Source organism: Novosphingobium sp. (assembly GCF_036820275.1).
GTDB lineage: Bacteria > Pseudomonadota > Alphaproteobacteria > Sphingomonadales > Sphingomonadaceae > Novosphingobium.
The window spans coordinates 241,475-254,820 of record NZ_DAISLT010000003.1 but is presented as its reverse complement, the minus strand read 5'-3'; the positions used below and the strand labels follow the sequence as shown (position 1 = coordinate 254,820).

General features: G+C 67.5%; 12 protein-coding genes. 9 read left to right on the top strand and 3 right to left on the bottom strand.

Annotated features, from left to right (window positions below; all coding sequences use genetic code 11):
- Window positions 1–15: 15 nt before the first annotated feature.
- Window positions 16–2,163: a M13 family metallopeptidase gene (locus V7066_RS03945; RefSeq protein ID WP_334181933.1), complete on the bottom strand. Its 2,148-nt coding sequence runs from the start codon at window positions 2,161–2,163 to the stop codon at window positions 16–18.
- 128 nt (window positions 2,164–2,291) lie between these two features.
- Window positions 2,292–4,157, bottom strand: coding sequence for an ABC transporter transmembrane domain-containing protein (locus V7066_RS03940; protein WP_334181932.1), 1,866 nt, complete (start codon window positions 4,155–4,157; stop codon window positions 2,292–2,294).
- A 198-nt stretch (window positions 4,158–4,355) separates the two neighbouring features.
- Here V7066_RS03940 and V7066_RS03935 point away from each other — a divergent pair, with 198 nt between their 5' ends.
- The 5 genes from V7066_RS03935 (at window position 4,356) to V7066_RS03915 (ending at window position 8,739) form a co-directional block, all read left to right on the top strand.
- Complete coding sequence (locus V7066_RS03935; protein ID WP_334181931.1) at window positions 4,356–5,600, top strand: polyhydroxyalkanoate depolymerase; 1,245 nt, start codon at window positions 4,356–4,358, stop codon at window positions 5,598–5,600.
- Between the two features lie 269 nt (window positions 5,601–5,869).
- Window positions 5,870–6,484, top strand: coding sequence for a murein L,D-transpeptidase catalytic domain-containing protein (locus V7066_RS03930; RefSeq protein WP_334181930.1), 615 nt, complete (start codon window positions 5,870–5,872; stop codon window positions 6,482–6,484).
- Window positions 6,485–6,563: 79 nt separating this feature from the next.
- Window positions 6,564–7,175, top strand: coding sequence for a TetR/AcrR family transcriptional regulator (locus V7066_RS03925; RefSeq protein ID WP_334181929.1), 612 nt, complete (start codon window positions 6,564–6,566; stop codon window positions 7,173–7,175).
- Window positions 7,172–8,161: an XdhC family protein gene (locus V7066_RS03920; RefSeq protein ID WP_334181928.1), complete on the top strand. Its 990-nt coding sequence runs from the start codon at window positions 7,172–7,174 to the stop codon at window positions 8,159–8,161. The genes V7066_RS03925 and V7066_RS03920 overlap by 4 nt, the downstream gene beginning before the upstream one ends.
- Window positions 8,158–8,739, top strand: a complete 582-nt coding sequence (locus V7066_RS03915; protein ID WP_334181927.1) for a nucleotidyltransferase family protein — start codon at window positions 8,158–8,160, stop codon at window positions 8,737–8,739. The genes V7066_RS03920 and V7066_RS03915 overlap by 4 nt, the downstream gene beginning before the upstream one ends.
- A 12-nt stretch (window positions 8,740–8,751) precedes the next feature.
- Here the strand turns inward: V7066_RS03915 and V7066_RS03910 are convergent, their stop codons facing one another.
- Entirely contained in the window at window positions 8,752–9,261 is a 510-nt protein-coding gene (locus V7066_RS03910; protein ID WP_334181926.1) for a YqgE/AlgH family protein, read from the bottom strand.
- Between the two features lie 323 nt (window positions 9,262–9,584).
- Here V7066_RS03910 and V7066_RS03905 point away from each other — a divergent pair, with 323 nt between their 5' ends.
- The 4 genes from V7066_RS03905 to arsC all read left to right on the top strand — a co-directional run bounded on the left by V7066_RS03905 (window position 9,585) and on the right by arsC (window position 13,337).
- Window positions 9,585–10,289 carry a fumarylacetoacetate hydrolase family protein gene (locus tag V7066_RS03905; RefSeq protein ID WP_334181925.1) on the top strand — a complete coding sequence of 235 codons (705 nt, stop codon included), beginning with the start codon at window positions 9,585–9,587 and terminating at the stop codon, window positions 10,287–10,289.
- Between the two features lie 6 nt (window positions 10,290–10,295).
- Window positions 10,296–12,311: a TonB-dependent receptor gene (locus V7066_RS03900; protein WP_334181924.1), complete on the top strand. Its 2,016-nt coding sequence runs from the start codon at window positions 10,296–10,298 to the stop codon at window positions 12,309–12,311.
- Window positions 12,312–12,423: 112 nt separating this feature from the next.
- A complete protein-coding gene (locus tag V7066_RS03895) occupies window positions 12,424–12,996 on the top strand; it encodes a (2Fe-2S)-binding protein (protein ID WP_334181923.1) in 573 nt (190 codons plus the stop codon).
- Window positions 12,993–13,337: an arsenate reductase (glutaredoxin) gene (gene arsC, locus V7066_RS03890; RefSeq protein ID WP_334181922.1), complete on the top strand. Its 345-nt coding sequence runs from the start codon at window positions 12,993–12,995 to the stop codon at window positions 13,335–13,337. Before V7066_RS03895 ends, arsC begins: the two co-directional genes overlap by 4 nt.
- Window positions 13,338–13,346 lie beyond the last annotated feature (9 nt).

The following is a 13,346-nucleotide window of genomic DNA, read 5'->3' as shown; positions in this document are numbered from 1 at the left end:
TTTCTTACCGTTTTCTTACCAGATGCGCACGCGCTGGGCGGGCGGCAGGTAGAGCGCGTCGCCGGGCTTCACGTCGAAGGCCTTGTACCATTCGTCGAAGTTACGGACGATGCCGTTGATGCGGTAGTGCGCGGGCGAGTGCGGGTCGGTGATGAGCTGCTGGCGCACCGATTCCTCGCGGTACTTGCTGCGCCATACCTGCGCCCAGGCCATGAAGAAGCGCTGGTCGCCGGTCAGGCCGTCGATCACCGGGGCTTCCTTGCCGTTCAGCGAGAGCTTGTAGGCGCGGTAGGCGAGGCTGAGGCCGCCGAGGTCGCCGATGTTCTCGCCCATGGTCAGCTTGCCGTTGACGCAGGTCTTGCCGTCGTCGAACGGGCAGAAGCTGTTGTACTGGGCTTCCAGACGGTCCTGGAGCTTCTGGAAGTTGGCCTTGTCCGCCGCGCTCCACCAGTCGCGCAAGTTGCCGGTGCCGTCGGACTTGGCGCCCTGGTCGTCGAAGCCGTGGCCCATCTCATGGCCGATCACCGCGCCGATGCCGCCGTAATTGACCGCCGGGTCAGCCGAGACGTTGAAGAACGGCGGCTGGAGAATGGCGGCCGGGAACACGATCTCGTTGAACGGCGGGTTGTAGTAGGCGTTGACCGTTTCGGGCAGCATGAACCATTCGGTCTTGTCGACCGGCTGGCCGATGCGCTTCATCTGGTCGTCGTTCTCCCACGAACCGGCGGCAATCGCGTTGCCGAGCGGATCGGTGGCCGAGAACGTCAGGCCTTCGTATTCCTTGTACTTCGCCGGAGCGCCGATCTTGGGGTTGAAGGCATCGAGCTTGGCCTGGGCTTCCTTGCGGGTCGCCGGGCCCATCCAGGCCAGGTCCTTGAGGTTGACCGCCATGGCCTTGCGCAAGTTGGCGACCAGGTCGGTCATCGCTGCCTTGGCTTCGGGCGGATAGTACTTCTCGGCATAGATCTTGCCGACCAGTTCACCGGCCATGCCCTCGACCGCGGCGACGCCGCGCTTCCAGCGGGCGCGCTGCTCGGGCTGGCCGCTCATGACCTTGCCGTAGAAGGCGAAATTGGCGTCGTCGATGTCGCTGGGCAGCACGGCGGCATTGCCGCGCAGGAAGTGCGCCGCGAGCCAGGCCTGCCAGGTGGCGACCGGCACGTCCGAGACCAGCTTGGCCACGGCGGGAACGCCGCCGCCGAACAAGGTCTGTGCCTTGGCGGGATCGATGCGGGCGGTCTTCAGCTCTTCCGGCGTCGGCGGCATCTCGGTGACGAGCACGTAGCCCGCCTTGCCCGCGCCCATCGTGTCCATGAAGGTGCGCAGCAGGCCGGGGGTGCCGAGGCCTTCGAATTCGGCCAGGGTCAGCTTGTTGTAGGTGAGGTCCGGGTCGCGGCTGGCGGCACGGTCCCAGTCGGCCTGGGCAATGCGGGTTTCCAGCGCCACGACCGACTTGGCGGCGGTCGCCGGATCGGCATAACCGGCCTTGCCCAGCAGGAAGGTCAGATAGTCGGTGTACTTGGCGCGCAGGTCCTGCGAACGCTGGTCGTTCTTCAGGTAGTAGTCGCGGTCGGGCAGGCCGAGACCGCCGACTCCCACCTGGAAGGCGTTGATGTCGCTCTGCTTCTCGTCGGGACCGACATAGGCGCCGATCGGCGAGGCGAAGCCCGGCGATGCGAAGATCTTCATCAGGTCGTCGGGGGTCTTGGCCGCGAAGATGCGCTCGAGATAGGGCTGCGCGGGGGCGAGACCGGCCTTGTTGATGGCGTCGACGTCCATGAAGGCCGCATAGGCCGCCTCGACGCGGGCGGCATCGGTGCCGGCGGCGGGCTTCGAGGCGATCAGGTCATTCATGATGGCATGGACGCGCTGTTCCGAAAGGTCGCGCAGCGCGGTGAACGAGCCCCAGTTGGTGCGGTCTGCCGGAAGCACGACGGCGGCTTCCCACTTGCCGTTCACGAACTTGTCGAAGTCCACGCCGGGCTTGGCGGCCGTGTCCTGCCACTGGGTCTGGATGCCGGACTTGCCCCAGTCCATCTTCGCAGGATCGATCTGCATCGGATCCGAAGCGGCAGGAGCATCGGCGAGAGCCGGTACGGCGGAAAAGCTGAGAGCGGTAGCGAGCGCCGTCGAAGCGAGCACCCGGCCGAGAATGCGGGTCATGGTCCCACCTTTCTGAATTGCATGACACGAACGGTCCGGCGACGAACCGGAACGGCCCGTCGATAGCAGCGCAACATAATTGCCATATTCGGCAACGCCAGCCCTGAAATGTCGTTCGTCGTCGCGGATCAGGCGTTCGTCGAACGAGCGAAGGCGGCGACAGCATCGGCATCGAACTGGAGCGAAGCCAGCCTTGCGTAAAGCCCGCCCGCCTGGCTCAAGCTTTCATGCGTGCCCTGCTCGACGATGCGCCCGCCGTCCATCACCACGATCCGGTCCGCCTTGCGCACGGTGGCGAGGCGGTGCGCGATCACCAGGGTCGTGCGGTTTTCCATCAGGTGTTCCAGCGCGTCCTGCACCAGCCGCTCGCTCTCGGCATCGAGCGCGCTGGTAGCCTCGTCGAGCAGCAGGATCGGCGCGTCACGCAGCAGGGCGCGGGCGATGGCGAGGCGCTGGCGCTGGCCGCCGGACAGGCGTGCACCGTCCTCGCCCAGGAAAGTATCGAGACCCTGCGGCAATTCGCGCAGGAAACGCTCGGCATTGGCGGCGCGGGCCGCCTGCCAGATCGCCGCGTCATCCGCCTCCTGGTTGCCGTAGCGCACGTTGTCGCGCGCGGAAGCGGCGAAGAGCACGCCTTCCTGCGGCACGAGCGCGATCCGACGGCGGATCTCGGAGGGATCGGCGGAGGTCAGCGGCACGCCGTCGATCTTGATGGCGCCGCTCTGGGGATCGTAGAATCGCTCGGCCAGCTGGAACAGCGTGGACTTGCCCGCACCCGAAGGCCCGACGATCGCCACCGTCTCGCCCGGCTCGATCGAGAGGCTGAAATCGTGGAGCGCCGCCAGTTCGGGGCGAGAGGGATAGCGGAAGGTCACGCGCTCGAAGGCGAGCTTGCCGCGCCCCGGCGAAGGCAGGGTGAGCGGGCGCGCCGGAGCGGTGATCGTCGGGTGCTCGCTCAGCAGTTCGGCGAGGCGGCTGGCCGCCCCGGCACCGCGCACAAGGTCGCCATAGACTTCGGTGAGCGAGCCGAAGGCGCCTGCGACGATGCCCGCCGTCACCACGAAAGCCGCGATCGTGCCGCCGGTGATCGACCCTTCGGCCACCCCGATCGCACCGCGCCACATGATGACGGTGATCGAGGCGAAGATCAGGAACATGATAACTGCCGTCATCACCGCGCGCAGGGCGATGCGATGCCGGCCGGTCTCGAAAGTACGCTCCACCGCGCCGGAGAAGCGCTCCAGTTCGCGCCCTTCCTGATTGAAGGCCTGGACCACGCGCAAGGCGCCGAAGACCTCGCTGGTGGTGGCGCCGATATCGGCCACGCGGTCCTGGCTCTGGCGGGCGACGGCGCGCAAGCGGCGACCGAAGGCGGCGATCGGCAGGATCACCACCGGAATCGCGACGACAAGCCCCAAAGTCAGCGTCGGCGCCAGGACGAAGAGATAGGCCACCCCGCCCACCGCCATGATCGCATTGCGCAGCGCGACGGAAACCGTGGTGCCCACCACCGTCTCGATGATGGCGGTGTCCCCCGTCATGCGCGAGGCGATTTCCTTGGGGCTGTTTTCCTCGAAGAAACTGGGCGAAAGCGTCAGCAGGTGGCGCTGCACGCGCAGGCGCACGTCGGCGACGACGCGCTCGCCCAGCCACGATACGCTGTAGAAGCGGATCGCCGTCGCCACCGAAAGCACGGTGACGACCCCCAGCAGCATGGCGAACCACCAGCGGATCGCCGAAGGATCGGCGCCCTGGGCAAAGCCCTGGTCGACGATCTGGCGGAAACCGTAGGGAATCGCGAGAGTCGAAGTCGCCGTGGTCAGCAGGGCCAGACCGGCGATGGCCATGCGGCCGGGATACTTGAACAGCTCGCGCCAGACCATGGCCAGCGCACCCAGGTTCCTGCGACGAGGATCCTGGGCTTCGGTGCCACTGTGGAAGCTAGTGGCGTTCTCGTTCTCAGGCAGCCCGTCCTGCCCCGCATTGGCATCCATGGGCGCGGCCTTATCCTGTCCCTGCTCCAAGGAAAAGACATATGAAAAGCCCCTTTACGATCAAGGTCTTCGGCAAAAGACCGTGCTGACCGATTGATGCAATCGGGTTTACCGCATTGCGCCGGCAACGATTCGGTCCCAAATGGCCTTTATACCTTGCAGGACGGCGCGGTCGCATTGCCGTTCGGGAGACGCATCTTGCTTTACAACGCCTATGAATTGCAGCGCACCATGCTGAGCGGCGCCGCCGCCTGGGCCTCGGTGAGTTCCGAACTTCTCAGCAATCCCGCCCTTCCCATGGGCTATTTCGGCTTCGGCCCGGTCATGGCCTCGGCGCTCGACGTCTTCGCCCATGCCGCCGCGCCGCGCGGCAAGCCCGCCTTCGACATCGAAACCGTCACCACCGGCGGCAAGACCTACGACATCACCGAGTCGATCGTGCTGCGCCGCCCCTTCGGCGACCTGATCCGCTTCAGCCATCCGGGCCTTGCCAAGGACGCGCCGAAACTGCTGGTCGTGGCTCCGATGAGCGGCCACTTCGCCACCCTGCTGCGCGGCACCGTCGCCCGCATGCTGGAAAGCTGCGAAGTCTACATCACCGACTGGGCGGACGCGAAGTTGGTGCCGCTGGACGCCGGTCGCTTCGATCTCGACGACTATATCGACTACCTGATCAGCTTCCTCGAACACATCGGTCCCGGCGCGCACATGCTCGCCGTCTGCCAGCCCTCGGTCCCGGCCTTCGCCGCCGCGGCGATCATGGGCAAGAAGCAGCATCCCTGCCGCCCGGCAACGCTGACCATGATGGGCGGCCCGGTCGACACCCGCGAGGCCCCCACCAGCGTCAACGACGTCGCCATGCAGCAGCCGCTCTCGTGGTTCGAGAACAACGTCATCGCCACCGTTCCGCTCACCTATCCGGGCGCCGGACGCGAGGTCTATCCGGGCTTCCTCCAGCTTGCGGGCTTCATGGCGATGAACCTCGGCAACCACATGATGAGCCATTACGGCATGTTCAAGCACCTCGTCACCGGCGACGGCGAAGGCGCGGCGGCCACCAAGGCCTTCTATGACGAGTACCGCGCGGTCTGCGACATGACCGCCGACTACTACCTCCAGACCATCGAGCACGTCTTCCAGAAGCACTCGCTGCCGAAGGGCGAATTCGTCCACCGGGGCGAGCGCATCGATCCGTCCGCGATCCTCGACACCGCACTGCTCGCCGTCGAAGGGGAGCGCGACGACATTTCCGGCATCGGCCAGACCAAGGCCGCGCTCAAGCTGGCGACCCATCTGCCGGACAGCAGCAAGAAGTACCTGCTCGCCGAAAACGTCGGCCATTACGGCATCTTCAACGGCAGCAAGTGGCGCACCCGCATCGCTCCGGTGCTGGAGGACTGGATCCGCCAGCATGCCCGCAAGCCGCAGGAAGTCGCGGCCTGACGATTTCACTTCCCCGGCGGAAGCGCTTTGCCTCCGCCGGGCCAAACCCGCGAATCGGCGCCGCGCCGCACGGATCGGCAAACCGGTTAACCCTTGCGGCAGCCTGCCTTCCGAACGGGAACCGGACGTCGATGAGACTGGAAAGTCTTCCGCGTTTAGGTTAACTTACCGGTATGGAACAGACGTTGGGTCGACGTGCTGTCCTCATGGGCGGACTGGCGGCAGGCGCAAGCCTGGCATTGCCGTCGCGTGTGCTGGCAGCAGAAAACATGGCAGGAACAACGACGGGACAGATCGGTCCTGCCGGGCTGCCCTCTCTCGGTGCAAACATGGGCACGCTCGATGCCGTGCCAAGCGCCCTCACCCCTTATCAACGCCGCATCCTCGACGTTGCCGCGAAGCAGGTACACCGTGTTGGCACGCAGATCTGGCGCACCGACCTCGTCGGGATCGCCGATTTCGCGCAGCCTTCGTGGAAACCGCGCCTGCACTTCGCCAATATCGAGGCGGGCACGGTGCGCTCGTTCCTGCTCGCCCACGGGCGCGGCTCGGACCCGGCGCACAGCGGCTGGCTGCAGAGCTTTTCCAACCTGCCGGGATCGGAAGCCACCTCACGCGGGGCCTTCCTCACTTGCGAGTGGTACTCGGGCAAATACGGCACCTCGATCCGCCTCAAGGGGCTGGACAACGACAATTCGATGGCGCTCGAACGAGCCATCGTGATGCATCCGGCCTGGTACGTCGATGCGGCAATGATCCAGAAGTGGGGCAAGCTCGGCCGCAGCGAAGGCTGCTTCGCGATGAGCAATACCGACTTCAACGAAGCGCTCTGGCACCTCTCGGGCGGGCGCCTGCTGTTCGCCGACCGCATCGGGGAATACTGAATCCCGTTCATCACTACATGCAACGATCGGTGGTAGTGCCGCGTTAGACACCCTTTCGCCGGGGTGTTACGGATCGGCCATGCACGGAAATCTCGCCGGATTCAGGAAGGATGCGCCTACCGACGCGCGGCAGGTGCGTTCCCGCATGGCGCTGAACGCGGCCATGCTGTCCCTGCTTGAGGAAAAGACCTTCGACCAGATCACCATTCGCGAGATCTCGGCGCGGGCGGGCACCGGCTATGCCACCTTCTTCCGCCACTACTCGACGAAGGAAGCGCTGCTGGGCGACGTCGCCTCGGAAGAGATTGCCGGGTTGCTGGCCCTGACCATTCCCATCCTCCATGCTGCCGACAGCTACGAATCCACACTGGCGCTGTGCACTTATGTCGGCGAGCACCGGCCGCTCTGGTCGGCCCTGCTGGCAGGCGGTGCCACGGCGATCGTGCGGGAAGAGTTCATCCGGCAGGCGCGCGGCCTGATCGAGGACCTTGCCGATCCGGCCGAGTGGCTGCCCCGGGATCTCGGCGTGGTGCACGGCACCGGCGCCACGATCGACATTCTCGGCTGGTGGCTGGCCAACGGACATGACCAGAGCGCCGAGGATACCGCGCGCATCCTCCATCGCCTGGTCATCGCGCCGCTGGTGGGCGACGGCGCGGAAGTCCGCGATCCGGCTCGCCATCGGGAATGAGCGGACTGGAAAACGCCGACTGGCCGCTGTTCGGCTGGATCGACGACATTCGACAACCCCTGGCACGGGCGCGAGACGCCGGACGTCCCGCCGCGCTGGCGACGCTCTACCGGGTCGAAGGCAGCGCGCCGCGCGGCCCCGGCGCGCAGATGCTGTTCGTCGCGCCCGAAGACAGCGCCGATATCGGTGCCAGCGGCTATTTCTCCGGAGACTGCATCGAAGGCGATGTGGCCGGCCATGCGATGCAGGTCCTCGCCGACGGTCGCCCGCGTCGCCTTCACTACGGCAACGGCAGTCCGTGGATCGACATCCGCCTGCGCTGCGGCGGCGCCCTGCATGTTCTGGTCGAGCGCATCGCTGCGGACGATGCGGCGGCGGCCGAGCTGCTGCGCCACGGCGCGGCCCGCCGCGCCTGCCGCTGGCACAGCGACGGCGCCGCACGGCACGTCACCGCCGACGAAGGGCCCTTGCTCGACTTCTCCGAAACGCCGTTCTCGCTCGCCCGCCGCTACGCCCCGCCCCGCCGCCTGATCGTTTCCGGCGGCGATCCGGGGGCCTTGGCGGCAGCCCGGCTTGCCGCCCTCTCGCAGTTCGAGACGATCCTGCTGCGCCCCGGCGGCCCGGCGGAGCCGCCCCCCTTCCCCGTCTCCCGCTACTTGCGCAGCGATCCGGCGACGGCGCTGGCAGAGCTGGGGGTGGACCGCTGGACCGCCTATCTCGGTGCCACGCATGAGGATCACCACGATCTCGGCGGCTGCCTCGCCGCGCTGCGCGGCGGGGCCGGCTATGTCGGCATGATCGGCGCGAAATCGCGCGCGGCAGCGCGGCGCAGTGCGCTCGAAAATGCCGGAGCGACGCCGGAGGAACTGGGCCGGCTCCATCTCTCGCCGGGCGTGGCGGGGCTGGGCAAGTCGCCGTGGGAAGTGGCCACGGGCATCATCGCCGAGATCATGCAGGCGCTGAACCCGGCGTGCGAACGGACGTGACTTTCGCCGCCCTCGTGCTCGCGGCGGGAGCTTCGCGGCGGTTCGGCGACGACAAGCTCTCGGCCCCGCTGGCCGGCGAGCCGCTGCTGTTCCACGCCGTCCGTGCCGCCCGCGCCGCGCCGGTGTCGCGCGTGCTCGTGGTGGCGCGACCAGGGCTCGACTGCGGACTATGGCCGGAAACCCCGCCGGTGGAGGTACTGCGCATCACCAGCCCCGCGCTGTCGGAATCGCTCAAAGCCGGAATCGCGGCCCTGCTCTATACGAACGGCGTCTTCGTGTTCCTCGGCGACATGCCCCTCGTGCCCCATGACATGGCCGCACGCCTCGCCGCCAAGATCGGGGACAACAGCGCCGCCCTGCCCCGCCGCGACGGCAGGCCGGGACACCCGGTGCTGCTGTCCTCGCGTCTCTATCCCGAGATCGCCCGGCTCTCCGGCGACGAGGGCGCAGGACGTCTGCTGCGCGGACGCAGCGATGTGATCTTCGTCGAGACCGAAGATCCGGCGATCCATCTCGACATCGATCGCCCGCAGGACCTTGCCACCCTGCGGGCAGCCGATACGCCGCCCTCTACCTGAACCTTGCCCCCTTCAGGCGCTGCCGGTCTGGCTCGACAGCAGCGCCGGATCGATCCCTTCGGCCCGCCAAGTCGCGGTCCAGCGATCGTCGACCGCCGTATCGAACAGGATTTCCGGATGCGGGTCGGCCGCGTACCAGCCGTGCTGCCGCATCTCGCCTTCGAGCTGCCCCGGCGCCCATCCCGCATAACCCAGCGACATCAGCCAGCGCTGCGGCCCGCGCCCCTCGGCAATCGCGCGCAGCACGTCCATCGAGGCGGAAAGCGAACAGAGCGGATGGACCTCGATCGTATCGCTGCCGCCCCAGTCGGTGGAGTGAAGCACGAAACCGCGCCCCGGCTCGACCGGGCCGCCTTCATGGACCTCGCAGTCCGGCGCGACGCCGGGATCGATGCCCAGCTCCTCCAGGATTTCGTGAAAGCGCACGCCTTCACGCAACCGGCCGATGCCGATGCCCAGCGCGCCGTTCTCGTCATGAACGCACAGGACGCTCACGCTGTGGTCGAAGCGGGGATCGAACATGCCCGGCATCGCCAGCAGGAGCCGTCCGGATAAGTATTGTTTCTCGGTCACATCACGAATGTAAGAGTGCCTCGGGAAAATGCCCATAGGGCATTTTCGTTGCGGCACCGGCCCACGCCCCCACCCTACCACCCGCAGGATACTACCGATGGGTGGTAGGGTGGGGGCGCCTGAGTCCAACTGGGGCCGGTGCCGCCAAAATCCGCCTGCGGCGGATTTTCAAACGAACTCCAAGCCCTTCGCGGGGGACGGCAAGCCGGTTGCGCTTCCCCGACGCGCCGCCGCGCTCTATGCCTGCGGCCAAGCAACGAAGGAAATCGCGCGTGAGCCTGCTGTTCGAACTGCCGGAAACCCCCTCCGTCCCCGTCATGGGCGAGGAAGCGCGCTATCCCGTGCGCCGGATCTTCTGCGTCGGCCGCAACTACGCCGCCCATGCCCGCGAACTGGGCAACGCGGTGGACCGCGAAGCCCCGATCTGGTTCACCAAGGCCCCTGCCGCGCTCTGTCATTCCGGCAGCGCGATCGCCTATCCGCCGGGCACTGAGGACTGCCATTACGAGATGGAACTCGTCGTCGCGCTGGGCGGCCACGGCTTCGAGATCGCCCCCGAGCAGGCGATGGACCTCGTCTACGGCTATGCCTGCGGTCTCGACATGACCCGGCGCGACCTCCAGAACGCCGCCAAGGCCAAGGGCTACCCCTGGGACACCGGCAAGGACTTCGAGAACGGCGCCGTGATCGCCCCGATCACCCGCGCCGAAGCATTCGGGCAAAGAGGCGGGCTGGCCGGTGAGCAGCGCATCACCCTCGCTAAGAACGACGAGACGAAGCAGGACGCACCGCTCTCCGAAATGATCTGGAGCCTCCCCGAACTGATCGCCGACCTTTCCCGCATGTATCACCTCGCCCCCGGCGACCTCATCTATACCGGCACCCCCGCGGGCGTCGGCCCCGTTGCCCCCGGCGACCGGCTGGAAGGCCGCGTCGAAGGGCTTGAACCCGTAACTCTGGAAATCGAAGCTCCCTGACCTGACATGCCTTGCCTGAACTACCGCGCCGCCCTCTTCACAAGCTGCGCCTTCCTTTTCGCGACACCCGCCTTCGCCGACGAGAGCGCTGGGCCGACCACGCCGATCATCGTCACCGGCCACGGCCTGGAAGCCGGCCCGGCGACCCCGGCCTACGACGTCCAGACCATCGAGCGCGACGCGGTAATCGCCAGCGCCTCGGGCCGGATCGAAGACGTGCTGAACTCTGTCGCGGGCTTTTCCCAGTTCCGCCGCTCGGACAGCCGCTCGGCCAATCCGTCCTCGCAGGGCGCGACCTTGCGCGCGCTCGGCGGCAATGCGTCGAGCCGCACGCTGGTCCTGCTAGACGGCGTGCCGGTGGCCAATCCGTTCTTCGGCTATATTCCCTACAGCGCCATCGCGCCGGAGCGGCTGTCGTCGATCCGGGTGACGCGCGGCGGCGGTTCGGGCGCCTTCGGCTCGGGCGCGGTGGCGGGCACCATCGAGATGACCAGCGCCGGTCCCGACCAGATCGGCATCCTGCAAGGCAGCGCCCTCGTCAACGACCGCGGCGAGACCCAGACTTCCGCCACGATCGCGCCGAAACTGGGCGCGGGCTTTCTCATCGCCAGCGTGCAGTGGGACCGGGGCGAAGGCTTCTGGACCACGCCGAAAGACCAGCGCGTCCCGGCCTCCGCCCGCGCCGCCTATGACAGCTGGTCGGCCTCGCTCCGCGCCGTCGCCCCTTTGAGCGAGACCGTGGAGCTTCAGGCCTCCGCGCTTGCCTATGGCGACCAGCGCACCTTGCGCTTCAAGGGCGCCGATTCGACCTCGGACGGCCAGCAGGCCTCGCTGCGACTGGTCGGCCGGGGCGATTGGCAGTTCGACGTGCTCGGCTATGTGCAGGCGCAAGACTTCTCGAACATCGTGATCAGTTCGAGCACCTACAGGAAGACGCTCGACCAGCACCGCACGCCGACCACCGCCATTGGCGGCAAGGCCGAACTGCGCCCGCCGGTGGGCGAGAATCACGTCCTGCGAATCGGCACCGACCTTCGCCTCAGCGACGGCCGCCTGCTGGAACTGCCCTATAACGCCAGCGGCGCCTTTACGGCGGTGCGCCGCGCGGGCGGCAACCAGTCCGATCTCGGTTTCTATGCCGAGGACGACTGGACCTTGGGCGACCTCGTGCTTACCGCCGGTGGCCGCGCGGACCGCTGGACGATCCGGAACGGCTTCTACCGCTCGGTCAGCCCCGCCGGTGCGGTGACGCAGGACGATGCCTATGCGAATCGCTCGGGCTGGATGGGCAACGGCCGCGCCGGTCTGGTCTGGCACGCGAACAAGGCCGTAAGCCTGCGCGCCGCCGCCTATACCGGCATGCGCCTGCCGACGCTCAACGAACTCTACCGCCCCTTCGTGGTCTTCCCGGTCACCACCGAGGCCAACCCCAACCTCAAGCCCGAGCGCCTGCGCGGCTACGAGGCGGGGATCGACGTGCATCCGCTGGAAGCGCTGACCCTCTCGCTCACCGCCTTCGACAACAAGGTGAAGGATGCCGTAGCCAACGTGACGCTGAACGGCACGACCCGCGAACGGCAGAACGTGAAGGCCATCCGCTCGCGCGGGCTGGAAACGGCAGCCGCGCTCGACCTCGGCCAGGTCCGCTTCGACGGCTCGCTGGCCTGGACCGACGCCAAGGTCCGCGCGGACGATCCGGACCTCGACGGCATGCGCCCCTCGCAGACGCCGAAGTTCGCCGCCAGCGCCACGCTCGCCTGGCTTCCGGCGGACGGCTGGCGTTTCGCGGCGACGCTGCGCCACGTCGGCGCCCAGTACGAGGACGATCTCCAGACTTACGTGCTCCCCGCCGCGACGACGCTCGACGGTTATGTGCAGGTTCCGGTAACCGATGCGTTCTCGCTCGTCCTGCGCGCCGAGAACCTGACCGACGAGACCATCGTCACCCGCAACCAGAACGGTTCGATCGACCTCGGCACCCCGCGCACCTTCTGGGCGGGCCTGCGCGTGGCGCTTCGCTGATGCACGGCGTTTCAGAGAACGGCGTTTCAAAGAACGACAGGCCGTGCAGGAGCACCGCCCCGTCGCAGGGCGTGCACTGGCGCAGGGGTCGCCACGCGCATAAGAAAGCGCCATGCCGCGCCTGACCGTCAACGATCACCCGGTCGAAATCGCCATGGACCCACAAACGCCCCTGCTCTGGGGCCTGCGGGACGGGGCGAACCTCACAGGGACCAAGTACGGTTGCGGCGTGGGCGACTGCGGCGCCTGCACGGTCCTGGTCGACGGCGCCGCCCTACGCGCCTGCCTCGTCACCCTTGGCGAGTGCGAGGGCCGCTTCGTCACCACTATCGAGGGACTTTCGGCCGACCGCTCGCATCCGATGCAGCAGGCGATGGTGGCCGAGCAGGCGATCCAGTGCGGCTTCTGCACGCCGGGCATCGTCATCGGCGCCGCCGCCCTGCTCGCCCGCAATGCGAATCCCAGCGAAGCGGAAATCCGCGAGGCGCTTCCCAATCTCTGCCGCTGCGGCGTCTACCCGCGCCTGATCGCCGCCGTGCAGCGCGCGGGCCGGGTCCTGCGGCGCGAGGAAACCATCAGCGCCGCGCCCGCGCCGGGCATCGCCCCGCGCGACGCCGCACGCAAGGTGCCCGCCCTGGCGCCTTTGAAAACCACATCACCCGAACAACAGGAGAAACGCCCGTGAAGGCGACCATCTGGCACAACCCGAAATGCGGCACCTCACGCAAGACCCTGGCGATCCTGGAAGAAACGCCCGGCGTCGAAGTCGAAGTGATCGAATATCTCAAGACCCCGCCTTCGGCCGAAAAGCTGGCCCAACTCTACCGCGATGCGGGCATCACCCCGGGGCAGGGCCTGCGCCTGCGCGGCACCGATGCAGCCGAGCGCGGCCTGCCTGAAGCCGACGATGCCACGGTTCTGGCGGCCATGGCGGCCGAACCGGCGCTGATCGAACGCCCCCTCGTGGAAACCGAAAAGGGCGCCAGGCTTTGTCGTCCGCAGGAAAAGGTCCACGAGATTCTGTAATCCCCGCGT

Excerpts from the sequence above, each read along its gene's own strand:
- V7066_RS03940 (WP_334181932.1), bottom strand. The coding sequence starts at position 4,157 with ATGGATGCCAATGCGGGGCAGGACGGGCTGCCTGAGAACGAGAACGCC.
- V7066_RS03925 (WP_334181929.1), top strand. The coding sequence starts at position 6,564 with ATGCACGGAAATCTCGCCGGATTCAGGAAGGATGCGCCTACCGACGCG.
- V7066_RS03900 (WP_334181924.1), top strand. The coding sequence starts at position 10,296 with ATGCCTTGCCTGAACTACCGCGCCGCCCTCTTCACAAGCTGCGCCTTC.
- V7066_RS03895 (WP_334181923.1), top strand. The coding sequence starts at position 12,424 with ATGCCGCGCCTGACCGTCAACGATCACCCGGTCGAAATCGCCATGGAC.
- V7066_RS03920 (WP_334181928.1), top strand. The coding sequence starts at position 7,172 with ATGAGCGGACTGGAAAACGCCGACTGGCCGCTGTTCGGCTGGATCGAC.
- V7066_RS03930 (WP_334181930.1), top strand. The coding sequence starts at position 5,870 with ATGGCAGGAACAACGACGGGACAGATCGGTCCTGCCGGGCTGCCCTCT.
- V7066_RS03945 (WP_334181933.1), bottom strand. The coding sequence starts at position 2,163 with ATGACCCGCATTCTCGGCCGGGTGCTCGCTTCGACGGCGCTCGCTACC.
- V7066_RS03910 (WP_334181926.1), bottom strand. The coding sequence starts at position 9,261 with ATGTTCGATCCCCGCTTCGACCACAGCGTGAGCGTCCTGTGCGTTCAT.